The following is a 24183-nucleotide window of genomic DNA, read 5'->3' as shown; positions in this document are numbered from 1 at the left end:
GACGTCACTGCTGCTGACCGCCGCCGGCACCGCCGCCACCGGCGGTGCAGGCGGCGCCGCGTACGACCTGCTGGAGGAGGCGGAGACAACCGCGGGACGCGTACCGGCGGGACACGTCGGCGATCTGTTCACGGTCGAGGCGACCGCCGAGCAGTGCGCGCTGTACCGGATCGGCCTCGCCACCACCCTCGGCAACCCCGACGCCGGAGTGCAGCACGCCCTGGAACTCGACCCGGTACGGCTGCCGACCGGGGAACGACGTGCCCGGTACTTCACCGACACCGCCCGAATGTGGGACGCGCTGGGCGAGGACCGGCGAACGTTCGACGCACTGCTGGCGATGGAGCGGGTGGCACCCGAGGAGGTCCGCCGACCGTCCGTCCGGGCCGTCACCGCCCGCCTCGTGCACTCCCCGACGCGCCTACCCGGCCTGCGCCCCTTCGCCGCCCGCACCGGCGCCCTCGGCTCCTGACACAGCCCTCGCCCACGGCGCCCGCCCTTCTCCGCTCCCCGGCCGGGGAGCGGAGGTGAGGTCAGGCCAGGGGGTCGAGGCGGAACTTCTGGTGGTCGGCGTTGGTCCACTCCTGCTGGCGCACGGGGGCACCGTTGCGGGCGCCGTCGTTGCCGACGGCGACCTGCAGGACCCGGCCGCTGTGCCGGGCGACCAGGCGGTACCAGCCGTCGCCGACCGGCTCGGGGCGCCACTGCTGGTGCTCGCCGCCGCTCCACTCCCACTGGCGGACGGCGGTGCCGTTGTCGGTGCCGGCCTCGGTGACCTCCAGGACCTTGCCGCTGTGCCGGGCGGTGATCCGGTAGTAGCCGCCCTCCACCGCCTCCAGGTCGAAGCGCTGGTTGTCGGCGTCGCGGCGCTCCCACTGCTGGGCGCGGGCGCCGTCACCGAGGGCCTCGGCGCCGCCGGTGATCTCGACGAGCTTGCCGCTGTGCCGGGCGACCAGGCCCGCCTGCGCGGGGAGCGCGGCGCTGGCGGCGTCGTCCCAGGTGATGTCGTCGCCGTCGATGTAGATGCCCCAGAACGGCACGAAGTAGAAGTATTTGTAGCGGGAGTTGAAGGGCAGCTGCGGGTACCAGATGTAGGTCACGGCGATACCCCCGAACTGGCCGGAGCTGCCCCGGCCGTAGTGGCCCTGGACGACGTCGGTGGTCTCCGGAAGCCGCTCGCCGGGCTGGAAGTTGGGGCTGTAGACGTTCTCGACCATCTGGCCCGACTCGACGCGGTGGAAGTAGGCGGGCGCGCTCTTCCTGATCACGCCGACCGTGCGGGCGGGCCGCTCGGGCACCGGGGTCCGGAAACGGGTCGGCGCGGCCGCCGTCACCGCCGCGCACTTGAAGCCCGAGGTCTCGACCCGCTGGTGCTCCCACCGGCCGTCGCCGGCGGGAGTGGCGATGACGAACCCCCCGAAGGTGGCCAGGCACAGCGCGCCGTCGGGTCCGCCGGCCATCGCCCTGACCGGCATTCCCGATTTCCCTCCCTTCGGGGCCAGCGGGAACTCCCCGAGCCGTTCCAGGGTCCGGGCCGCCAGGACGACGCCCTCGGAGTCGTGGTCCGAGCGTCGGACGATGTGGACGCGCTGCCCGTCCCCGTCCGGCCACACCGCCTCGATGTCCCCCTTCCGTCGAGCCGTGACCGTCAGGGTGGCGGTATCGACCGCGGTCAGGGCCTTGTGGTAGCGGTTGAAGGTGTAGAGCAGCGCCCCGTCCTCACTCAGTGTCACCCCGATCCCGGGCGGACCGTACTCGAACCCCGCCACCTCGACGGTGGCGGTCACCGTGCCGTCGGCCAGGTCCAGCACCTTCACCGTGGGGGCGCCCCGGGAGCTGCCGGTGTACAGCCGGGTACCGTCCAGGGAGACCGCGATGCCCGCGTAGGTCTCGCCGGTCTCCAGGCGGCGCAGCACGGTGTTGGTGGTGGTATCGATCTCGACGACGCCGCCCTTGCCGACCGCGACGTAGAGGCGCTCGTGCCGGTGGTCGATGACAGCGTCCCAGACCGGCTCGGTCAGGATCCGACCGAAGTCCGCACCCTCCACCCACACCTCGGTGAGGGTGCTCGTCTCCACCAGGTGGATGCCGTCGTTCAGCCCCACGTACAGGTGGGTACCCCCGGAGCCCGCGCACAGGAAGCCCCGCCCCAACCCGCCCGAGGCCGGTTCCTCACTGATCACCTCGCCAAGGACTTCGCCCGACTCCGGGGACACCGCCGTCACCGCCCAGTGCCGTCCCATCTGCAGGTCCGTTTCGTGCAGGGCGTAGTAGTGGTACGTCCGCAGATCCGTCATCGGAGTTCCCCTCTCTCGTGGAATCGGCCTCGCTCGGATGATGCTCACCCGTGTGTAGGGAGATCCCGCTGTTTCGAACGCCAGCTTCACTCGGACGAGTGAAGTCGGCACTGAAAGGGCAGCCGTAGCAGCCTCGGGGGACCGCCGATTCGTGGTCCGTCCGGTTCGATTAGCCTGTCGACATGGTTGCCAATCAGCATGAAAATGAAGAAGTGGCCACGAACGACGCGGAGTTCATCTGTGCCCCCGCACTGATCCTCCGGTCCCTCTCCCGCGATCCCGAGCGGCCGGCCGTCACCACCGCCGACGGGGTCCTGATCACCGCAGGCGAGTTCGCCGCCGCCGCCTACCGACTCGCCCACGAACTCATCGCCCGGGGTGTCACCCGGGGCACCACCGTCGCCCTGCTCACCGGCAACACCCCCGAGGCGCTCAGCGCCCGCTACGCCGCGGGCATCGCTGGCGCCCGGGTGGTCAACCTGTACGACGGCATGAGCGCGCCCGTCCTCGCCGAGATCGTCACCAGCGTGGACACCGCCGTCCTGCTCGTGGACGCCGAACGGTACGCGACCGCGCCCGAGTTGCTCGCGCTGGTCGACGTGCCGACGGTCCTGGCACTGGGGCCGGGGGCGGACGCGATCGGCGAGGACGTGATCGCGGCCGCCGCACACCGGCCCGCCGAGCCGCCGGACGTGCGGATCGGCCCCGACGACGACCTGGGCATCCGGCACACCGGCGGCACCACCGGCATCCCCAAGGGCATCCTCAGTCTGCACGGCCCCTACCGCAGCGCCTTCGACTTCCCGTTCGGCCCGGACGACCTGCGGGACGGCGCGCCCCGATTCCTCGCCGCCACCTCGCTCGCCCACCTCGCGGGGGTGATCTCCGATCTGACCCTGCATCATGGCGGTTCGGTGGTCATCCAGCGCTCCTTCGACCCCGGCGAGGTGCTCGCCGCCGTCGAGCGGGAGCGCATCACCGACCTGTGGGTCCTCCCGCCGCTGCTGCACCGGCTGCTGGACCACCCGGCGGTCGCCGCCACCGACCTCTCCAGCCTGCAGCGCATCCTGTACGGCGGGTGCGCCGCCTCGCCGACCCGACTGCGCGAGGCGATCAAGGTGTTCGGGCCGATCCTGGCGAGCGGCTACGGAATGTCGGAGGCGCAGAACGTCGCCGTCCTCCAGCCGCACGACCACGACCGGGTCGGGCACGGCGGCCAGATCTCCGTCGGCCGCCCGCTGCCCGGCGTCGAGGTGGTGATCCGCGCCGCCGACGGCAGCGAACTGCCCACCGGCGAGCAGGGCCAGATCCACGTCCGATCACACACCCTGATGGCCGGGTACTGGAAGCGGCCCGACCTCACCGAGGCCGTCCTGCGCGACGGTTGGCTGAACACCGGCGACGTCGGGTACTTCGACGGGGACGGCTACCTGTATCTGGCCGACCGGCTCTCGGACAAGATCATCGTGGTCGGCGGACACGTCTACCCCTCCGAGGTGGAGGACCTGCTCGTCACCCACCCCGATATCGCCCAGTGCGCCGTCTTCGGCGTCCGCGACGCCCAGCAGGCCGAGCACGTCCACGTCGCGGTCGTGCCGGCAGCGGGGCGTCGGCCGGAGCTGGACGAGGTCCGTGCCTTCGTCACCGCCGGGAAGGGCCGGATCTACGCCCCGGAGGCGCTGCACCTGGTGACCGAGCTGCCGCTCACCTCGGTGGGCAAGCCGGACAAGAAGCGGCTGCGGGACACCTTCGCGAGCTGAGTCCGGTGGTGTCGCGGGGCGTGCCGGCTATGGCAGAGCGGGCACGCCCCGGCGTCGCGCGGGCGCTCCGTAGCGCCCGCGCGGTTCACGTCACGTCACGTCAGTCGAGCGCTGGGCCGCTGAGGCGGTGCACCGTCGCGTCGATGCCCTCGCCGTTCTGCTCCGTCTCCTCCAGGTAGAGGTGCCCCCAGGTCGCCTCTCCGGCGTGGATGCCCATGACGGTCACCCCTCGCATGTCGAACGGGGACCCGTCGAGCCGGGTGCCGTGCCAGTGCCACTCGGCCCACTCGACGTCCCCGGCCACCGCCGTCGCCAGCAGCTCCGCCCGGAGGTCGGGCACCTGGCGGAACAGCGCGGACCAGTTCCTCCCGACCTGCTCCCGTCCGGTGAACGCCCGCGCCAGGTGCGCGGGCTGCGCGCTCCGGTAGTCGGGGGCGAAGCACCCGGTGAACGCTTCCAGGTCGTGCGCGTCGATCGCCTGACGCAGTCGCTCGGCCAGCACTGCTGTCTCCCTTGCCTGTTTTGTCCGTGCTGTCGAGTGTCGGCGCCGCCAGGGCGACCCGCCATCGCAGTGCGCCGTCGACGGGACGGAAACGGCCTCTGACCGGCGTCTATCAGTTGTATACCGGCGGTCCCTAGGTTCGGCAGGTCCGCGCTCGCCGAGTGCGGGCCTGACCAGCACGCCTGCACGAAGGTGAGGTCGCCGCCGCTCATGCGCCGCGATTTCTTCAGATCCAGATTCCGCCCCCTCCGGTCCTTGGCGACCCTGTTGACGGCGGGGGTGATGGTCGTCCCGTTGGTGGGCGCCGTCGCCCCGCCGGCCCACGCTGCCGATGCGCCCGTGAACCCCGTTCTCCACCCTTGCTTCAACGTTCAGCGGGCCGTCCCCGACGTGGTCTACCGCGGGGCGTCGGAGTGGGTGGAACCTGCTCGGTTGATCCAGGACGAAAACGGCAAGTGGGACTATCAGAAGGACAAGGATGGCAATCCCATCGTCGGCAGGAGGATCGAGGGCCGGGGGATCGATCAGACTTTTGCCAACGGGTTCTCCGCGGCGGGCACCAATTACCACGTCAGAGAGCTGTTGGACCAGCGGAAGGGCGCGCTGCCGACCGGCTATGTGAGCACCACGACCAACCCGGTCGTGGCGCTCAAGTTCGCGTTCCAGAGCCCGGCGCAGGTCAGAACGAACGCGGTCAAGGAGATGGAGTACGTCTTCGAGGGCACGATCTACGAGATCAACGGCAGCTCCAAGAACATGTTCTACGTGGACGATCAGCTGCGCACGATCCCGCCGGACCCATGGCACAGCTTCGCGCCGCAGGAGGAGTGGGCGGCGATCAAGAAGATCAATCCGAACAGCGTCATCTCCGCTCGGTCGTACCGGTGGGTTCTCTATCGCAAGTCGGGTGGCAGTCCCTTCTTCACCGTCAAGGGCACCGAGCTGAGGTACCCGGATGACCGGTCGGAGGTCATGCCCTTCGCGCTCGGGCTGAACGAGACCAAGCTCACCATGGAGCAGTTGCACGACTGGGACCTCCCCACGGGTGACGTGAAGTTCAACCCGAACAGCACGAGGGCCCAGAACTACGACCCGTTCACCGACCCGCTCTCGGGCTGGAGCCGGAACGCGATGGTCGGCACCCGCGCCGACCTGCCGGCCGAGCCGCAGAACTGCGGGCGCAACGGTGAGGACCCCGAGAAGTTCCCCAAGGCCTGCGACCTGCCGCCGACCACCCCCGCCACCGTCCGGCGGACGGCACTGGCGGCGCCGACGCCCGCGCCCGCGGCGGCAGCCACCACGGGGCCGGCTGACGGCAACACCTACCAGCTGAGCGCGACCGCCGCCGCCGGCGGCCCCGTCCACGACCTCGACGTCCGTGGCGGGAAGTCCGGGAACGGCACGGTCGTCCAGGCCTACGGGCGCAACTGCACGCCGTCGCAGAACTGGACGCTGCGCGCGTCGGACAACGGGACGTTCATCCTGGAGAGCGCCCTGGCGATGGACATGGTCCTGCAGCAGGACGCCTACTCCCACGCCACGGTCCTCTGGCCGGTCCAGAAGGACGGCGCCGACCGTCCGACCGGCAGCGCCAACCAGCGCTGGACCCTGCGGGACAGCGGTGGCGGCACGTACAACCTGGTGAGCGCCGCGGACCAGCGCTGTCTCACCATGGCGGGCACTCAGGAGGCCGGACTCTCCGCACAGCCGTGCGACGGCGGCACGGCCCAGCGCTGGCAGCTGTCGGTGCCCTGCACCCCCGCGCAGCCGGGCGCGAAGCCGGTCCCCGGCTTCCCGGGCCTGACCTGGCCGACGATACCCCGCTACCCCGAGGTCACGTGGCCGTCGGTCCCCGGCCAGCCCGGGATCCCGTGGCCGTCCATCCCGGGTCAGCCCGGGATCCCGTGGCCGGGCGCCGAGGGCGTCCCCACGCTCCCGTGGGTGGGCTACCCGAAGCTGCCCAGCCCGCCGACCGTGGCCGGGCACCCCGATCTCCCGTGGCCGCGACTGCCCGGTGACGCCGGCATCCCCTGGCCGGAGATGCCGGGTGCACCGGGCGTGCCCTGGCCGGCCCTGCCCGCCGCCGGTTCCGAGGGCCCCTCGGCCGTCGTTTCCGTACCCGGGCTTCCGGCCGTCACCTGGCCGGTGATCGGCAAGCACCCGGAGGTCCGCTGGCCGGCCGTTCCCGGCCACCCCGATGTCCCGTGGCCCGCACTGCCCGGGCACCCGGACATCCCCTGGCCGGGCCTGCCCGGTCTGCCGGACGCCCAGTGGCCTGGCGCTCCCGCGATTCCGGCCTTCGACTGGCCGGCACTGGGCGGTGGCAAGGGCACCTGGCCGTCGGTCCCGGGTCGTTCCGACATCCCGTGGCCGTCGATGCCCGGATTCAACGACGTGCCCTGGCCGTCGGCCACGGACGTGCCGGGCACACCCGCGCCCGAGCAGCCGCGCCCGGCCGACAAGTGCGGACTGGAGCCGAAGCCGACCGACCCCACCAAGCCGACTGACCCGACCAAGCCCACCGACCCGACCGATCCTGGCACCAAGCCGACCGACCCCGGGACGCCCGGGGGCGGGGGCGGGGGGACCACCCCGACCGGGCCGGTGCCCGCGTTGCCCGGGATTCCGTTCCCCGGCTTCCCGTTCCTGCCGCTGTTCCCGCCGTTCGGCTGGAACCCCGGTGGGCCCGGTGGGCCGAGCCTGCCGGGTGGGGGTGGTGGCGGCTCGGGCGGTCAGAAGCCCGACCCGGCGCTGGGTGTCGGCGTCGTCTCGGCCGCTGATCCCCAGCTCGTGCCGGACGTGCGCGACGGGGTCGCGACCGCCGGGGCGGCCGTCCAGGCCTGGAGCCCGAACAGCACCGAGTCTCAGCGCTGGGCGTTCTGGGACCGGGGCAACGGCAACTGGCTGATCGAGACCCGGCTCACCTACGGCCGCAGCAAGGCGGAGGAGCGGCTCGTACTCGGCCACGACACCGCCACCCACCGCACGGCGCTCCAGCCGGTCGCGGACGGCCGGAAGGACCTGCTCTGGCGGTTCGCCGACGCGGGCGACGGCCGGACGACGATCAGCAACGGTGACGGCGGCGGCTGTCTCACCCTCGCCGCCAAGGGCCAGCCGCTGACCGTCGCGACCTGTGACGGCTCCGACCGCCAGAAGTGGCGGCTGAACGGCAAGGTCGCGGACGGTGGCGGGAACAACGGCGGCTCCGACGCGGGCGCGATGCCCGTGTACTCCGCCTTCCCCGGCAAGTGCCTGGACGTCGCCGGCGGCCTCACCGCCGACAACACCCCGACCGACCTCTACGACTGCAACGGCAACCCCTCCCAGCGGTGGACCCCGTCCGCGAGCAGCGGCGTGTTCACCCTGAAGGCGTTCGGCAAGTGCCTGGACGTGGCCGGTGGCAAGACCGCCGGCGGCACCCGGGTCAACCTGTACACCTGCAACGCGAGCCCCGCGCAGAACTGGCAGCAAGGCGCCGACCACTCGCTGGTCAACCCCGCCTCCGGCCGCTGCCTGGACGTGACCGGCGGCATCAGCACCAGCGGGACCGCCCTCCAGATCTGGGACTGCAACAAGAGCGACTCCCAGCGCTGGGGCCTGAACATCGTCCCGCCCCGCGAGCAAAAGCCGCCGGCCCCGCAGCCCGGCACCACGCCCGTGGTGAGCCCCGGCATCGCGTCCTCGCAGGTCGCCACCCTGCGCTCGGGGAACGCCGGCCTGGTCGCGGACCTGGACCGCTCGAACACCGCCGACGGCACGTCGATCAAGGCGCTCGCCGCCAACGGCAACGACGCGCAGCGCTGGGCGTTCTGGCCGACGGCCAACGGGCGCTGGATCATCGAGACCCTGCTCACCGACGGCAAGACGGCGGCAGGCCAGGGCATGGTCATGGACCACGACCCGGGCAACCACCGCACCCACCTCATCCGGACCGCGGACGGCAACGCCAACCAGCACTGGGGGTTCCGCGACGCGGGCGGCGGCTGGTTCTGGATCACCAGCGACACCGACAACGGCTGCCTGACCGCCGCCAACAGCGGTGAGCAGTTGGGCGTCTGGGCCTGCGACGGCTCGGACCGGCAGAAGTGGCGGCTCGACGACATCCGGAACGGGCCGACCCAGGGCGGGGGCAGCGGCTCCGGCGGCTCCACCGGCGGGGGCGGCAGCACGGGAGGTGGCAACACCGGTGGTGGCTCCACCGGCGGCGGGGGCGCCGTACCGGGCAGCAATGTGGGCCGCCCCGGCTCCCCGCAGGCCCCCGGCGGCAAGGCCCCCCAGCACGGGTTGTCCAGCACCCTCATCTCCGGCAACAACTGGATGGTCGCCGACCTCGACCGCGGCTCCAACGCCTCCGGCACCCGCATCAAGTCGCTCGACGCCAACGGCGGCACCGCCCAGCAGTGGACGGTCTGGCAAAAGCCGAACGACCAGTGGATCATCGAGACCAAGGTCGGCGGCACCATGGTCATGGACCACAACCCCACCACCCACCGCAGCCACCTCACCCGCGCGCAGGACGGCAACGTCAACCAGCTCTGGCGGTTCCAGCAGGGTGCGAGCGGCTGGTACCGGATCATCTCCGGCACCGACGGCGGCTGCCTCACCTCCGTCGCCAACGACCAGGACCTCGCCATCTGGCAGTGCACCGACACCACCGCTCAGTGGTGGAAACTGGAGGACTTCCCCGTCCCCCCCGTCCCCGGCGGCGGCACGGGCGGCGGGGGCGGCTCGACCGGTGGCGGCACGGGCGGCGGCTCGACCGGCGGCGGCACCGGCGGTGGGGGCCCCATCCCCGGTGGCAGCGCCGGCAACCCCGGTACGCCGCAGGCCCCCGGTGGCAGCGACGTCCGGCACGGCGTGACCACCACCCTGATGACCGGCAACAACTGGATGGTCGCGGACCTCGACCGGGGCTCCAACGCCTCCGGCACCCGGATCAAGTCGCTCGGTGCCAACGGCGCCCTCGCCCAGCAGTGGACGCTCTGGCAGAAGCCGAACAACCAGTGGCTGATCGAGACCAAGGTCGGCGGCACCATGGTGATGGACCACAACCCCACCACCCACCGCACCCACCTCACCGGCGCGCAGGACGGCAACGTCAACCAGCTCTGGCGCTTCCAGGAGGGCCCGCGCGGCTGGTACCGGATCATCTCCGCCACGGACGGCGGCTGCCTGACCGGTGTCGGCAACGACCAGGACCTCGCGATCTGGCAGTGCAAGGACACCACCGCCCAGTGGTGGAAGCTCGACGACTGGCCCGTCCCCGGTGGTGGCACCGGCGGTGGCGGCAGTGGGGGTGGCGGCACCGGCGGCGGTGGCACGGGAGGCGGCGGTACCGGCGGTGGCAACACCGGCGGTGGCGGCAACACCGGTGGTGGCGGGACTCCCCCGCCGACCTGCAACGGCCGGAAGTCCGCCGAGGGCTGGATGTGGCACGGGGACACCCTGTGCAAGGGTGACAGCCTCCAGTCCTCGGGTGCCGAGCAGTCCACCCGCCTCGTGATGCAGGACGACGGCAACCTGGTCGCCTACTACACCGAGGAGGGTGAGATCAACGTCCGCACCTGGGCCGTCTGGTCCACCAAGACCGAGGGCTGCGGGTTCAAGGCCGTCATGCAGGACGACGGGAACCTCGTCGTCTACGACGCCAAGGGCAACGACTGCTGGTCCTCCAGGACGAACGGCAAGGACGGTGCCTGGCTGATGGTCAGCCCGCGCGGTGACATCCAGATCTGGCAGAGCGGCGACGCCAACGGCGCCGCCATCGACGCGGCCCGCGCGGCGGCGGCAGCGGCGAAGGGCGACTACCTGGACGCGTTCATCTACGCGCTGCAGGCGATCATCAAGGCCGTCCCGAAGATGCAGTGGAACACGGGCACCGGCCACCCGCGCCTCCGCCCGCCGACCTGCAACGTGTCGGGCCGGCAGATCCCCTGTACCTGATCCCTCGTCCGATCCCTCCCTCGCAGGGAGCCGACCAGATGGCCTCCGTCCCGTTCCCGGGGCGGAGGCCACTGCCGTTTCCGGCGGGCCGGCGCGGCCGGAGCGGTCCGGGCCCGGATCCGTCCGGCGGTGAACGCTTCGCGGTGTCCTGCACGAGATCCACGACGACCCCGACGGCGGGCACGGCAACGCCGTCCCCGGCGTCGGCGGCAACATCACCAGCGTCGACTCCGACGCCCGACGGTTCATCGGGTCCGGGCCGCAAGGCCGCACCGGCCGGCCGCGCTCAAGGGAGCGGGCGGCCGGTGCGGGTGTCGAGGAGGGGACGGGCGGCGAGCGGGGCGCGCAGGTGGGCGGTGATCCTGGCGGAACCCACGCTGTCGGGTGGGCACTGGTAGTCCGGCCCCCTGAAGGCCTTGCGGCGCAGGACCACGTCCACCTCGTCGGCACTCTCGTGGGCCACGAGTTCGGGCCGCTGCTCGCAGGTCCAGCTGACGGTGAGGGTGAGGGTCCGGCCGTCCTCGCTCACTTGGGGCCGGAGCGGCACGGCCGCCTCGTAGGTGCGCCACTTCGAGGGGAGCCACCAGGTCTCCAGGGCCAGCTCGGTGGCCGCGACGCACAGCACCGCGAGGCCGAGGACGAGCAGGCGGGCGCGCCGCGATGACAGGCGGTGCGGTGGGCGGGTGGTGGGCCGCACGGTCGTCCTCTCCCCCTCCGGATCGGTCGGGGCAGTCTAGGGCCTGGTCCGGCCGGGGAAAGTGCGTTGCCGGCGGTGGGGCGGGTGGATAGCGTCGGCGGTCATGACGAGCTCGATTCTGCGCACCCGGCGGCTGGTTCTGGAGCCCTACGTCCCCGAGGACGAGGACTCCTTCGTCTCCCTGTTCCAGGACGGGCGGGTGTCGCGGTGGATGGGGGACGGCCTCAACCCCGAGGAGGAGGACCGGGCCATGTTCGGGCGGATCTTCAGCAAGGTCTACGCCCGGGACCTGTTCGACATCTGGGCGGTGCGCCGGGACGGGGTGTACGTCGGGCACGGCGAGATCAAGCCGGCCGAGCTCGTCGAGGGCCATGAGATCGTCTACGCGCTGGCCGAGCCCGCCTGGGGTGCGGGGCTGGGGACGGAGCTGGCCGAGGCGCTGGTCGACTACGGGTTCGGGACCCTCGGGCTGGCCGAGGTGCACGCCACGGTGGCCGCACCGAACGGTGCCTCGCTGCGGCTGCTGGCGCGGATCGGCTTCGCGCACGTCCGCGACGTCGGTGAGGAGGACGGGAGCGTCACCCGCGTCCTGACGGTGCGGCGGGGCGGCCGGGACGGTCGGGGAGCTGGTGGGTGAGGACGGCCTCGGTGGTGTGGCAGAGGGTGATGACGGCGCGGCGGAGGGCGCGGTGGGCGGCGAGGGCGAGGAGGAGGCCGACGGCGGCGGCCGGCCACCAGCGGAGGCCGACCAGGGTGAACGCCGCGCTCCAGACCAGGGCCTCGCACGCCGCGTCGTAGCCGTCCCGGGCGGCCGACAGGGCCTCGCGGGCGGCGTCGGGGGCGGTGAGCAGCAGCGCCGTCCAGCCCATGGCGACGTCCGTGCCGGTGGTCGCGCGGATCCGGTCCTCGGTGGCGCGCAGGCGGTCGCCCGACCAGGTCGGGCCGGTGGGCGGGACGGCGTCGGCGCGGGCGCGGCGGGCGTCCAGGCGGGCGGCGCGCAGTTCCCGGCCGGCCGCGCGGGCCCGGACCGCCTCGCGGGCGAACTCCTCCGGCGGCACCCAGCGGCGCTCCCGCCACCGGGTCAGCCGGCGGGCCGGCGGCGTCAGCCACCACGGCCAGGCGCCGGCGGCCAGCGCGCCGACCGCGCCCGCCGCGAACGGCAGCGCGAGCGCGGCCGCCACTGCCGCCAGCAGGACGAGGACCAGCCCGGCGGCGGCCGCCGGGGCCGGTTCCGCGCCCAGCGGCAGGGCGGCGGCGATCAGTTGCCGGGCCCGGGCGAGGTCGGACCAGTGGGCCCAGCCCAGGCGCCAACCGACGGCGGCCACCGCGACCAGCAGCAGGGCCGGGAGCAGCCGGCGCAGGAACCAGCCGTCGGGGACGCGCTGGCGGAGTTCGTCGAGGAGCAGGCCCATGCGGCGGCTCAGTCCACCCGGCGCAGCGGGTCGCCCGTCAGCGCGCAGCTGCCGCCGCCGCGGCCGGCCTCCTCGGGCAGGTCGACCCGGGCGCAGCGGCCGGTCGGGCAGACCCAGCCGGTCGAGCGCGGGGGCGGCCCGGCGGGCCAGTCGCCGACGCCCATCGTGGTGCGCAGGCCGATGCCGCCGGGGATCCCGGCCTCCTCCGCCGCCTCGTGCAGCGTCCGGACGGCCTCGCGCCAGGCGTCGCCGGCCGGCTCGGCGTCCCGGACGACGGCGAAGGGCCCGTCCCAGCGGGCGGCGCCGACCAGTTCGCGCAGCGCGGCGGTGTTGCGGCACAGGTACTCGACGGCGTCCTCGTAGACCCGCTGCGCCTTGGCTCCGCTCCCCACGGCCGCTCTCCTCTCCCCCGTGGATTCCGGTTCTCCCTGGTGGCCCCGGTGATCGACTTCATTCCCTTGAATTCACGATGTGTTGACGATACGTCAAGATACTGTGGCCCGATGGGCGAGCTTCACGAGCGGGTGACGGCAAGGCTGTTGGCGGCTCAGAAAGCGCGGGACGCCGGACCGCTGCGGACACCGGAGGCGGCGGACGAGGCGTTCGCCCTGCTGCGGGAGGCCGCGCCGGACCCCGAGGGCACCATCGACCTGGACGCGCTGTGGGCGGTGTTCTGGACGTTCTGGCTCCGGCACACCGGCCCGTACGCCGCGGACGCGGCCCGGAACATCGCCGTCATCAACGGCACCTTCGGGTTCCTGCACCCCCGGCTGCCCGAACACGTCGTGTTCCCGGAGCCGCTGCGGGCCGCCTTCGACCCGGCCGACCCGCTGCACGACGTGCGCTTCGCCTACCTGATCGCGGGGGCCCACGGCGACCTGATCGGGGAGCCCGACATCGCCGAGGCCGAACGCTTCGCCGCCTTGGAGCGCGCGCTCGCCTGGTCCGCCTGCGCGATCGGCTCGCTGCCGCCGGAGCACGCGGGGGACGTCGACCTCACCCTGCAGGCCGTCGGCCTCCAGCTGGCCCGGTACCAGCTCGCGGCCGACCCGGACGGGCTGATCGCCGCCGCCGAACACGGCCTGGTGGTGTGCGAGGCGCTGACCGGGGTCGACCCGGCGGACCTGGACCAGACCGCCGCCGAGGCGGCCGTGCTCGCCTTCGGTGCCGTGCTGGACGCGGCCCGGCTGCTCGGGGTGCCGTCGATCGCCAAGGCCGAGCGGCTGCTCGCGCTCGCCCCGGCGGGCCTGCTGCCGCCCGAGGCCGCGCAGGCGCTGCGGGGCGTGCGGGAGCTCCAGGAACGGGCGACGTCCTGGCCGGGGCAGTTCGGTCTGCTGATCGGGACCACGATCGCCGAGGCGGGGGTGGCGGAGCACGACGCGGCGCGGATCGCCTGCGCCGTCCGGCGGCTGCGGGCGGCCCTGGCCGCCACCCCGGCCGACCACCCGGCGCGTCCCGCCGTCGTCGCGGCGCTGGCCGGGGCGCTGGACGCGTTCGCGCGGGAGCGCGGCGAGGCGGCCGAGGCGGAGGGGGCAGCGGCGGAGGCGGCGGAGCTGCGGGCGGCGGGGGCCGGGGAGGTCGCCGAGGTCGAGCAGCAGAACCTCGCCCTGCAGCAGGCGGCGTGGGTGGCGACGTTGTCGCCCGTCCGGGCCGAGGCGTTCGCTCTGGCGACCGAGTTCCCCGACAACGAGATCACCGACGAGCGGATCGCCCGGTTCCGCGGCCTCCTCGCCGACGTCCCGCCGGAGGACCCCGGCCGGTACCTCCATGTCGCCCTGCTGGCCGCGCTCCTGGGGACGCGGGCCGCCGAGCTGCGGGCTTCCGACCCCGCCAGGGCCGCCGGACCGGCCGCGGAGAGCGCGGCGCTGGGCGAGCAGGCGGCCGCCCTCGCGGCAGGGGCGGGGACGGCGGTCACGGCGGTCGCGTCCGGCCTGTTCACGGTGCTGGCGGAGGGCCGCTACGACATGGCCCTGCCGCTCGCCGCCACCCTGGCCGCGTTCACCGAACCGGACGGCGGCTTCGCGGACCCGGAGATGACCCGGATGATCTCCATGCTGTCCCGGATGGCCGATGTCCGGGTGGACGGGCAGGGCAGCTACGACGGGGACATCACGATCATGCGGGACCTGATGGGGGAGCTCACGGAGGACGAGACCGTCGAGCGGGCCTACCTGTCCGCCGCCCTCGGCAGCGCCCTGTCGGCCCGGGGCTCCTCCACCGCCGACCCGAGCTCCCTCGACGAGGTCGTGTCCCTGCTGCGCTTCGCCCGCACCCACGCGCCCGAGGACTCCGCGGCCACCGACCGGATCCTCGCCCAGGCCCTCACCATCCTCTCGGCGCTGCGTTTCGACCCGGAGGCCGCTCGCGAGGCCGCGGCGGTCCTCGCCGAATCGGCGCGGGACGGGGACGGCGGGGGCGGCGGGGGCGCGGGCGGGGACGGCGAGGGCGGCCCGACCGGGATCGCGCACGTGGCCTTCGCCGCCCACACCGAACTCCACAGCGCCCTGCAGAACTACATACTCGGCCACGACCAGGAGCAGCTCGACCGGGCCCGGCAGGTGGCGCTGCGGCTCAAGGCGCTCGCCGCCGAACCGGGTGTCCGGGAAGAGGCGCCCGAGCTGGACCTCGACCTGCTGGCCGACAACTACCTCAACCTGCTGGACGGCCTGGGCCCAGGCGGCGGACTGCTGACCGGAATCACCGGGGAGCAGCTCGACCGGTGCCGCGCCGCCTTCGCGAGGTGTCCGCCCGGCCACCCCGGGCGCGTGAACGCCGCGATGACCCTCGTCCGCGTCCTCACCATGCACGCCCTGGAGCTCCGCGAGACCGACCGCGAGCAGGCGTTGCGGCTGGTCGGCGAGGCCGGTCACTGCGTCGACGCCATGACGCCGGACGTCACCCAGGACTGGACCGACCTCATGCGCTACCAGGTCACCCTGGTCGCCGCCCGGGTCCTCGGCCTCCCGCAGCTTCCGGCCCCGCCCGCACACCTGGCCGGCGACACCGGGCAGGACCCGGCGGACCCGGCGGACGCGATGGGCGCCATGGCGGCGCGCATGATCTCCGGCCTGTTCGGGGCGGCGGACCTCTCGGCGATCGGCGGCATCACGAACGCCGACGGCCTCACCGTGTCGCCGTGGTACCAGGCGCACCACGAGATCGGGCGGGCGGCCGGCGCGCTCAAGGGGCCGGAGCCCCGGGTCGACGTCGCGCTCGACCACCTCGAAGCGGCCGTCGAACTGCTGCCCCGGGTCACCGACCGGGGCAGCGACCAGCAGTCCGCCGAGCACGGGCTGACGTCCTTCGACGGCGACCTGCGCGGGATCACCGAACTGGTCCTGCTGCGGATCGCGCTCCGGGACACGGCGCGGCGCGCGGAGGAGTTCCGGTCGGTGCTGAAGGCCGGTGGCGAGCCGCCCGCGCTCCCGGCCGGGCTCACCCCCGAGGGCTTCAGGATCGCCGCCGGGCCCGACGTCGACCGGGCCGCCGAGGTGCTGGAGCGCGGGCGCGGGCTGCTGCTGTCTCGGCGGATCGAGGCCCGGGCGGACCTCGGCGGGCTGCGGGCCGTCCACCCGGAGGCGGCGGACGAGTTCGAGCGGCTCACCGACCTGCTCGCGGGGGCGGGGGCGGAAAGCATCGGCGCCGTGCCCGAGCGGGCCCGGCTGGAGCGGTTGCACGCCTCGCGGGCGCTCGACGAGCTGATCGGGCGGATCCGCGAACTGCCGGAGTTCGGCGACTTCCTGCGCCCGCTCACCGCCGGGCAGTTGCGCGGGCTGGCCGCCGACGGGCCGGTCGTGCTGCTCCACCAAGGACCGCACTACTGTCACGCCCTCGTCGTCACCGGGGAGTCGATCACCGCGCTGTTCCTCGAACCCGAGACGGCGGAACTCGCCGCCACGGCCCGCGAACTGCGCGGGGCCGTCGACGCGATCAACGCCCGGGGCGCCGACCGGCCGTCCCCGGTGGGCCTGGTCGCCGCCGCGGCCACCGCGCGTCGCAGCCTGTCCTGGACCTGGCACCGGATCGTCCGCCCCGTCCTCGACCACCTGGGGATCGACGGGACGACGCCCGCCGAGGGCCGGGCGGGGTGGCCGCGGATCTGGTGGGTGCCGACCAGGGCGTTCAACTCCCTGCCGCTGCACGCCGCCCAGTGCACGGGGGCCGACTGCGCCGCCGTGAGCTCCGGTGACGGTTCCCCGGAGCACCCCGACCGCTGCGGGGCGGCGCTCGACCTGGTCGTGTCCTCGTACGCCCCCGGGTTCCAGACCCTGGCGTATGCGCGCAGCCGCGCCGAGCACCGGGGGTCCGGGGCCTCGGACGGCGCCGCGCTGCTGGTCGCCGCCCCCGAGGAGGAGCTGCCCGGCGTCGCCGGGGCCGCCCGCTACGCCGCCGAACTGCTCCGCGCCCCCGCACCGCTGATCGGCGCGGCGGCCACCCGCGCCGTCGTCCTCGACGCGCTCGCCGGCACCCCGTGGGCCCACTTCGGCTGCCACGCCGCCGCCGACCCGGCGGAACCGTCCGGCGCCCGGCTCCACCTGCCCAGCGGCGAGCAGCTGTCCGTGCTGGAGATCTGCCGGGCCCGCCCGGACGCCGCCCGGCTCGCCTTCCTGGCCGCCTGCGGCACGGCGCGCAGTTCGGAGCGGCTCAGCGACGAGGCGATCCACATCACCGGCGCCTTCCTGCTCGCGGGCTTCCCGGCCGCCGTCGGCACGCTCTGGGAGATCGGCAGCGACCACGCGGACCACGTCACCCGCGACTTCTACCGCCGGGTGACCGCGGTGACCGCCGCCGACACCGGCCCCGGCGCGAGCGCGCTCGCCCTGCACCACACCGTCCGCGCCCTGCGCCGCCGGATCCCCGACGGCCCGCACGTCTGGGCGGCGTACGTCCACGCCGGTGCCTGAGCAGTCGGTGCCTGAGCAGCCGGGGAGCCGACTCGGGCTCAGGCCTCCGGGACGCCCGGCAGGCCCGGGGTGAAGTCGTCGAGGGCGTGGCCGCAGGCGCAGTCGCGGGTCACCGGCAGTGCTTCCAGGGCCTTGAACAGAACGGTGCGCAGCCTGTCGACGTTGCGGCCGAAGACCTCCAGGACCTCGGCGTGGGTGACGCCCTCGCCGCTCTCCACGCCCGCGTCCAGGTCGGTGACCAGGTTCAACGAGGTGTAGCAGAGGCCGAGTTCGCGGGCCAGGACGGCCTCCGGGTGACCGGTCATGCCGACCACCGACCAGCCGTTCGCCGTGAACCAGCGGGACTCGGCGCGGGTGGAGAAGCGCGGGCCCTGGATCACCACCAGGGTGCCGCCGTCCACCGGCTCCCAGGCCGCCTCCCGGGCCGCCCCCAGCACCGCCCGGCGCCCGGCCGGGCAGTACGGGTCCGCCATCGACACGTGCACCACGCCCGGCACCGAGCCGTCCGGGAGCGGCACGCCGTCGTAGAAGGTCTCCACCCGGCCGGAGGTGCGGTCGACGAACTGGTCCGGCACCAGCAGCGTGCCCGGCCCGTACTCCGGCCGCAGCCCGCCCACCGCGCACGGCCCCAGCACCTGCCGCACGCCCAGCGAGTGCAACGCCCAGAGGTTCGCGCGGTAGTTGATCGCGTGCGGCGGCACCCCGTGCCCCCGCCCGTGCCGGGGCAGGAAGGCGACCCGGCGGCCGCCCACCTCGCCGACGAACACCGAGTCGCTCGGCGCCCCGTACGGCGTCTCCACCGCCACCTCGACGACGTCGTCGAGCAGCGCGTACAGGCCCGACCCCCCGATCACGCCGAGCTCCGCGCGCACCTCTGACCGACTGCCCGTCATCTCCACGACCTCTCGACGAAGAAACGAAGATCCGCAAGAGCGGTCAGTCTACCCGCGTCAACCGATCAACGGCAGGGCGCCGAACCCGCTGACTGGACGGCATCGTTCGCAACCGGCCAACCGATTTCCGGGCGGTCGCCGTCCGACTGCCGCTAGGGTGACGGCTCTGTCCGCGCCCCGAGCCGAGGAGCACCATGGCAACTCCTCCCCACGAAGCGTTCACCTGGCACCGGCTACCGCCCTTCTTCCAGGACGCCGACGCCGAGTCGATCCGGTCGAAGCGGCGCTACTTCGGCCAACTCCGGCTGAATCTGGTCATCCTGTTCCTCGCCGCGGCCGTCGGCGTGGTCACCCTCCGGACGCACGACGACGGCCTCGACTGGGCGGGGTTCGCCGCCGCGCTCGCCTTCGTCTCCTCCATCCTGCTCCGGCTCTACATCGTCGAGCAGCGCGACGAGCGCCGCTGGTACGAGTGCCGGGCGGCGGCCGAGTCCTGCAAGACGCTCGCCTGGCGCTACGCGGTGTGCGGCGACCCGTTCCCCGAGTCGATGCCGGCCGACGAGGCGCGGCGGCTGTTCATCGCCCGACTCCGGGAGATCAGCCTGGGCCTGGACATCGTCGACGTGTCCGCCGGGCTCGACATCAACGAGGCGATGGAGCGCTGCCGGGCCGGCAGCCTGAGCGAGCGGATCGCGACGTACCGGGACAACCGGCTCGCCGAGCAGGTCGACTGGTACGCGCGGATGGCCAAGCTGCGCGACCGGCAGTCCCGGATCTGGCGGCGGCTCGCCTTGCTCGGGGAGATGATCGGGATCGTCGCCGGTGTCCTGAAGGCGTACAACGTGCTCGCCATCGACCTGCTCGGCGTGGTGAGCGCCGGGGTCGCCGGGATCACCGCCTGGGCCCAGTCGCAGCGGCTCGAAACCGAGGCCTCCGCTTACAGCCTGACGGCTCGGGAGATCCGGCACATCTACTCGCTCACCGACGACGGTGCCGACCCGGAGGGGTGGGCGGGGTTCGTCGACCAGGCCGAGGCGGCGATATCCCGCGAGCACACCATGTGGGCCTCGGGGCGGACCGGGAAGGTCGGGTCGGTCGACTGAGCACGGGCCGGCGTCAACAGCTCATGTCCCAGTGGTGGAGGGAGTGGAGGGCGGTGGTGCGGGCGGCCGGGGTGGGGGTGGTGGTGGGGGTCGCGAGGAGGTAGTCGGCGACGGGGGTGAGGAGGAGGACGGCGTCCGCGGTCGGGAGCAGGCGGGCCTCGTCCCAGGTGTGCCGGAGGACGGTGCGGCGCAGCAGGGTGCCGTGCCGGACGGGCAGGCGCGGGGCGGTGGCGGCCTCGGTGCGGCGGCGGTGTTCGGGGGCGAGTTCCGGGGTGAGGGCGGTACGGACGGCGGCGAGGGTGCCGAGCGGGAGGCGGGGGGCGGCGAGGTCGAGCAGGGCGGCGGCCTCGGGCGCGAGGCGGTAGGCGGCGAGGACGGCGGCGGTCTCGGCGGGCTCGAAGGGCTGGTCGGCGAGGGCGGCCAGGTCGAGCAGGGCGAGCGGGTCGCAGGGGGCTTCGGGGGCTCCCGGGGCGAGGAGGTGGGACTCGGCGAGGGCGATCAGGCACTCGACGTGGTCGTCCGCCACCAGGTACGGCCGGACCGGGACGGTCGCGCCGTCACCGGGCAGGGCGGCCGTGGTGAGGTGGACCCGGAACCAGGGGTCGAGCAGCGGGTCCTCGGCGGGCCAGCGGACCGTGACGGCGGTGTGGTGCGGGCGGTCGCCGAGCAGGGTGACGTCGATTGCCTCCACCGGGTGGTCGGTGACCAGCCGGACGACGGCCTGCCAGAGCGCGGCCTCGTCCGGGGCGACCAGGTCGAGGGAGTCCTGCGGCCGGAGCAGCCCGTCCGGGTAGTAGCCGGCCAGCGGCAGGCCGCGGATCGCGCGGACCCCGGTGGAGCGGGCGAGTTCGCGGGCGAGGCGGGTGTAGTGGTCGGCGCGGGCGCGGGCCCGGCGGAGTTCGGCGCGGGCCGGTTCGCCCATCCGGACCTGGTCGTCGGCGAGGGCGGAGAGCACGAGATGGGGCAGGTGACGGCTGCCGCGGGCGCGGTGGAGCAGTTCGGCCGGCCCGTCGGCCGGGTCGACGTCGAGCAGGTGGTACAGCAGAGCGGTGTTCACGGACGTCCGCCTCCGAAGGTATGGTCATGGCGCCCGACGCCTTCGGCCGAAGGCGGGGGCTGGCACGACCGGGCACAGGGGGTACCCGGTCGCGGGAGGTGAAGGGGGCGGACCGGACCGTCTCCGGCGAGCCCCGGCACGGTCATTCTCTCCGGTGGGGGTCAACGCCCGGTCACCACAGGCTCAACGGAGTCTCGACACCGGGAGGGCCCCTGTGGTTAAAAAGTGACACATCATCTGACATGTGCACGGGCGGGGCGGGCACTGTCCTGGGGCAGCTGGGGGCAGGTTTGGGCGATCTCCGTTTTTCCGTACTGGGTCTGATGCGGGCTCACCGCGGCGCGACGGCGCTCAAGGTGGGAAGCCCGCAGCAGCAGGCGATGCTGGCCGTGCTGCTCCTGCGGCCCGGCCACTCGGCGAGCGCCACCGATCTGATCGCCGCGTTGTGGGGGGAGGAGCCGCCCAGCGCGGCGATGACCACCGTACGGACCTACGCGTGGCGATGGCGCAAGGTGCTGGACGTGGCCGGCGTGGACAAATCCGCGGGCAGCGTGTTGATGTCGATGGGAGACGGGTACCGGCTGGTCCTGCCGAAACTCGCGGTCGACGCGGCCGAGGCGGAGTCGCTGGCCGCCGAGGCGGAGCGGACCGCCCGCGCGGAACCGCTGCGCGCCCGCGACCTGCTCAACCAGGCACTGGAGCTCTGGCAGGGCGAACCCTTGGCCGGCATCCCCGGGCCGTTCGCGGAGCGGCACCGGCAGCGGTTGGAGGAGCTGCGGCTGACCCTGCTGGAGGAGCGGATCGGCCTGGACCTGGCGCTCGGCCGCCACTCCCGCTGCATCCCGGAGCTGACCGCGCTCACCACCGAGCACCCGCTGCACGAGCGCGCGTACGGGCTGCTGATGCGGGCGCTGTACCAGGCCGGGCGGCAGGCGGACGCGCTGGCGGTGTTCCGGGGCGTCCGGCAGCTGTTCCTGGCGGAGCTGGGGGTCGGGCCGGGCGCGGAGCTGGAGCAGCTGCACCGGCGGATCCTGGAGGGTGACCCGGCGCTGGCCGCGCCGCAGCCGGCGGGCGGGGTGGGGGCGCTCCCGGCACCGGCGGTGGGGGTGCCGGGGAGAGACGCGAGGGGCGGGAGACCGGGGACGGGGCCGGAGACCGACCCGGAGGCGGGTTCAGGCGGGGACGAGGAGGGGGCAGGGTCGGCCGGACGGGCCGTCGCGGCGGGCGGGTCCGGGACGACTGCCGGTGGAGGTGCGGCCGAGGGCACGGCCGGTGACGGGGCGGAGGCGCCCGGCCGGGCGGCCCGTCCGGTCGCCGCGCCGCCGCGCCCCGCGCAGCTCCCGCCGGACGCCGCCGACTTCACCGGCCGGACGGCGCCGCTCCGGACGCTGTACGAGGCACTGGGCGCGGCGTCGGGTGACGAGGCGCCGGCCCAGCCCCCGGCGCGGGCGCTGGTGATCGCGACCGTGGTCGGGATGGGCGGGGTCGGCAAGACGGCGCTGGCGCTGCACGTCGCGCACCGCGTCCGGGACGCCTACCCCGACGGCCAGCTGTACGTGGACCTGCGCGGTTCGGACCCCGTCCCGGCCGATCCCGAGGCGGTGCTGAGCGGGTTCCTGGTGGCACTCGGCGTCGCGGCGGACGCGGTGCCGGACGGCCTGGACGCGCGGTCGGCGCTGTTCCGGTCGGTGGTGGACGGGCGGCGGCTGCTGCTCGTCCTCGACAACGCCAAGGACGCCGCCCAGATCCGGCCGCTGCTCCCCGGCGCGGTCGGCTGCGCGGTGCTGACCACCGGCCGCACCCGCCCGGCCGGCCTGCCCGCGACCGTCCAGGTCGACCTGGACGTGTTCCAGCCCGCCGAGGCGCTGGACCTGCTCGGCCGCACGATCGGCGCCGACCGGCTCGCCGCCGAACCGGAGGCCGCCCGGGAACTGGTGGTCGCCTGCGGGCACCTGCCGCTCGCGGTCCGGATCGTCGCCGCCCGGCTGGCCGCCCGCCCCGGGTGGACGGTGGAGACGCTCAGCCGCCGCCTCCAGGTGGAGCGGCGGCGGATCGACGAGCTGCGGATCGGGGACCTCGCGGTGGCGGCGGCGTTCGAACTGAGCTACCGCCAGCTCACCGCCGACCAGGCCCGGGCGTTCCGGCTGGTCGCCTCGGTGGACGGCCCGGACATCGGTCTGCCGGCCGCCGCCGCGCTGCTGGACCTCGACGAGTACGACGCCGAGGACCTGCTGGAGGCGCTGGTGGACGTGGCGATGGTCGAGTCGCCGTTCCCCGGCCGGTACCGGTACCACGACCTGCTGCGGGCGTTCGCGCGTCGGCGCCCGGCGGAGGGGAGCGGCGGGGGTGGTTCCGGCGCGGAAACGGACAGCGCGGACGGCGGGGAGGCGATGGCCGCGCGGGACCGGCTGCTGGACCACCTGCTGGCCACCGCGTGCACCGCGTTCCAGCACGCCGTGCCGGGTGACCCGGCGGCGGGCGCGCTCGGTCCGGCGCACTCCCCCGGTGTGCCGCTGACCGGCCGGGACGCGGCGCGCGAGTGGGCGACGGCGGAGCGGGCGGGCGCGGTCGCCCTGGCGGCGCAGGTCGCGGCCGAGGCCGGGGGTGGGAGCAGCGGCGTACCCGGGTCGGTACGGTGCGGCGCGGCGCTGGGGTCGGCGATCGACCTGCTGATCGCGCTGACCCCGTTCGTGCTCACCCCGCCGAGCCGGCAGCTCGCCGCGACCGCCGACGCGCTGGCCGAGGCGGCGGCCCGGTACGGGGACGGCCGGGCGGAGGGACGGGCGCACTTCCTGCGCGGGAACGTCGCGCTGGCCGGCACCCGGCTGGACGCCGCCGAGGCGGCCGCCCGGCAGGCGGTGGCGGCGGCGCGGACCGCCGGGGACACCGTGATCCTGCGCCAGGCGCTCAACGACCTCGGGCTGATCTGCCAGTTCCTCAGCCGCTACGACGAGGCGGTGGACCACTACGACGAGGCGCTGGTGCTGGCCAACGAGCTGGGCCACCGGTCCGGCGCGCTGGTGACCACGGTCAACGCCGCGCTGGCGCGGGTCCGCAGCGGGCGGGCGGAGGAGTCGGTGACGATCTGCCACGACGTGCTGGCGGAGCTGCGCACCCGGCAGGACGACCCGGGGCGGGCGTACACCCTGTACGTGCTGGGGCTGGCGCTGCACGCGCTGGGGCGGCACGAGGAGGCGGTGACCTGGTTCGGCGAGTGCCTGGCGGTCTCGGTGGGGGCCGGTCTGCGGGACCGGGCGGCGCACGCGCGCTACCGGCTGGCGGACAGTCTGCGCGAGCTGGGCCGGGCGGACGAGGCACTCGATCACGCGGGCCAGGCGCTGGTGCTCTGCGAGGAGCTGGGGGCCGAGCGGGACCAGGCGCAGGCGCTGGTGGTGCTGGGCCGTTCACTGGCGGACCTCGGGCGCGGGGCCGAGGCGGGGGCCAGGCTGCGGGAGGCGCACGAGATCTTCGCGCGGTTGGGGCTCCCGGAGGCCGCCGAGGTGGCGGGGCTGCTCACGGAGCCGGCGTTCGCGCTGGTCGATCCATGAGAGGCGGGCGGGGCGGCCGTGGCAGAAACGGTTCTGCTCGGTCTGGGCGGCGGGTGAGACCCGCTGC

13 protein-coding genes and 1 pseudogene are annotated in these 24183 nt (G+C 74.3%); 7 read left to right on the top strand and 7 right to left on the bottom strand.

What is annotated here, in order from left to right; genetic code table 11:
* A pseudogene (locus AB0N76_RS12120) lies at positions 1 to 472 on the top strand (XRE family transcriptional regulator); the annotation flags it as partial.
* A gap of 61 nt (positions 473 to 533) precedes the next feature.
* Here the strand turns inward: AB0N76_RS12120 and AB0N76_RS12115 are convergent.
* Positions 534 to 2297, bottom strand: a complete 1764-nt coding sequence (locus AB0N76_RS12115; protein ID WP_363555945.1) for an RICIN domain-containing protein — start codon at positions 2295 to 2297, stop codon at positions 534 to 536.
* A gap of 212 nt (positions 2298 to 2509) precedes the next feature.
* Here AB0N76_RS12115 and AB0N76_RS12110 point away from each other — a divergent pair, with 212 nt between their 5' ends.
* Positions 2510 to 4057, top strand: coding sequence for an AMP-binding protein (locus AB0N76_RS12110; protein ID WP_363555943.1), 1548 nt, complete (start codon positions 2510 to 2512; stop codon positions 4055 to 4057).
* Between the two features lie 100 nt (positions 4058 to 4157).
* Here AB0N76_RS12110 and AB0N76_RS12105 read toward each other — a convergent pair whose 3' ends face one another.
* A complete protein-coding gene (locus AB0N76_RS12105; RefSeq protein ID WP_363555941.1) occupies positions 4158 to 4559 on the bottom strand; it encodes a nuclear transport factor 2 family protein in 402 nt (133 codons plus the stop codon).
* 582 nt (positions 4560 to 5141) lie between these two features.
* On the opposite strand from AB0N76_RS12105, the gene AB0N76_RS12100 reads away from it, so the two are divergent.
* Positions 5142 to 10502, top strand: a complete 5361-nt coding sequence (locus AB0N76_RS12100) for an RICIN domain-containing protein (RefSeq protein ID WP_363555939.1) — start codon at positions 5142 to 5144, stop codon at positions 10500 to 10502.
* Positions 10503 to 10788: 286 nt separating this feature from the next.
* Here the strand turns inward: AB0N76_RS12100 and AB0N76_RS12095 are convergent, their stop codons facing one another.
* Positions 10789 to 11199, bottom strand: coding sequence for a hypothetical protein (locus AB0N76_RS12095; RefSeq protein WP_363555937.1), 411 nt, complete (start codon positions 11197 to 11199; stop codon positions 10789 to 10791).
* 103 nt (positions 11200 to 11302) lie between these two features.
* Between AB0N76_RS12095 and AB0N76_RS12090 the strand changes: the two genes are divergently transcribed.
* Positions 11303 to 11836 carry a GNAT family N-acetyltransferase gene (locus AB0N76_RS12090; RefSeq protein WP_363555935.1) on the top strand — a complete coding sequence of 178 codons (534 nt, stop codon included), beginning with the start codon at positions 11303 to 11305 and terminating at the stop codon, positions 11834 to 11836.
* On the opposite strand, the gene AB0N76_RS12085 is transcribed toward AB0N76_RS12090, so the two are convergent.
* Positions 11778 to 12611, bottom strand: coding sequence for a hypothetical protein (locus tag AB0N76_RS12085; RefSeq protein ID WP_363555933.1), 834 nt, complete (start codon positions 12609 to 12611; stop codon positions 11778 to 11780). The genes AB0N76_RS12090 and AB0N76_RS12085 overlap by 59 nt on opposite strands.
* Positions 12612 to 12619: 8 nt before the next feature.
* Positions 12620 to 13003 carry a hypothetical protein gene (locus AB0N76_RS12080; RefSeq protein ID WP_363555931.1) on the bottom strand — a complete coding sequence of 128 codons (384 nt, stop codon included), beginning with the start codon at positions 13001 to 13003 and terminating at the stop codon, positions 12620 to 12622.
* Between the two features lie 111 nt (positions 13004 to 13114).
* Here AB0N76_RS12080 and AB0N76_RS12075 point away from each other — a divergent pair, with 111 nt between their 5' ends.
* On the top strand, positions 13115 to 17515 hold the full coding sequence (locus AB0N76_RS12075) for a CHAT domain-containing protein (protein ID WP_363555929.1): 4401 nt from the start codon (positions 13115 to 13117) through the stop codon (positions 17513 to 17515).
* 38 nt (positions 17516 to 17553) lie between these two features.
* On the opposite strand, the gene AB0N76_RS12070 is transcribed toward AB0N76_RS12075, so the two are convergent.
* Positions 17554 to 18408: an S-methyl-5'-thioadenosine phosphorylase gene (locus tag AB0N76_RS12070; protein WP_363555928.1), complete on the bottom strand. Its 855-nt coding sequence runs from the start codon at positions 18406 to 18408 to the stop codon at positions 17554 to 17556.
* 194 nt (positions 18409 to 18602) lie between these two features.
* On the opposite strand from AB0N76_RS12070, the gene AB0N76_RS12065 reads away from it, so the two are divergent.
* Entirely contained in the window at positions 18603 to 19511 is a 909-nt protein-coding gene (locus AB0N76_RS12065) for a DUF4231 domain-containing protein (protein WP_363555926.1), read from the top strand.
* Between the two features lie 13 nt (positions 19512 to 19524).
* Here the strand turns inward: AB0N76_RS12065 and AB0N76_RS12060 are convergent, their stop codons facing one another.
* Positions 19525 to 20568, bottom strand: coding sequence for a hypothetical protein (locus AB0N76_RS12060; RefSeq protein ID WP_363555924.1), 1044 nt, complete (start codon positions 20566 to 20568; stop codon positions 19525 to 19527).
* Between the two features lie 323 nt (positions 20569 to 20891).
* Here AB0N76_RS12060 and AB0N76_RS12055 point away from each other — a divergent pair, with 323 nt between their 5' ends.
* Entirely contained in the window at positions 20892 to 24116 is a 3225-nt protein-coding gene (locus AB0N76_RS12055) for a BTAD domain-containing putative transcriptional regulator (protein WP_363555922.1), read from the top strand.
* Positions 24117 to 24183: the final 67 nt, after the last annotated feature.

This window comes from Kitasatospora sp. NPDC093806 (genome assembly GCF_040683335.1).
Classification (GTDB): Bacteria; Actinomycetota; Actinomycetes; order Streptomycetales; family Streptomycetaceae; genus Kitasatospora.
This window is presented reverse-complemented; position numbering and strand designations above follow the sequence as displayed.

Bases quoted from the DNA above. Each gene is read 5' to 3' on its own strand.
- AB0N76_RS12115 (WP_363555945.1), bottom strand. From the start codon at position 2,297: ATGACGGATCTGCGGACGTACCACTACTACGCCCTGCACGAAACGGAC.
- AB0N76_RS12090 (WP_363555935.1), top strand. From the start codon at position 11,303: ATGACGAGCTCGATTCTGCGCACCCGGCGGCTGGTTCTGGAGCCCTAC.
- AB0N76_RS12085 (WP_363555933.1), bottom strand. From the start codon at position 12,611: ATGGGCCTGCTCCTCGACGAACTCCGCCAGCGCGTCCCCGACGGCTGG.
- AB0N76_RS12075 (WP_363555929.1), top strand. From the start codon at position 13,115: ATGGGCGAGCTTCACGAGCGGGTGACGGCAAGGCTGTTGGCGGCTCAG.
- AB0N76_RS12070 (WP_363555928.1), bottom strand. From the start codon at position 18,408: ATGACGGGCAGTCGGTCAGAGGTGCGCGCGGAGCTCGGCGTGATCGGG.
- AB0N76_RS12065 (WP_363555926.1), top strand. From the start codon at position 18,603: ATGGCAACTCCTCCCCACGAAGCGTTCACCTGGCACCGGCTACCGCCC.
- AB0N76_RS12055 (WP_363555922.1), top strand. From the start codon at position 20,892: ATGCGGGCTCACCGCGGCGCGACGGCGCTCAAGGTGGGAAGCCCGCAG.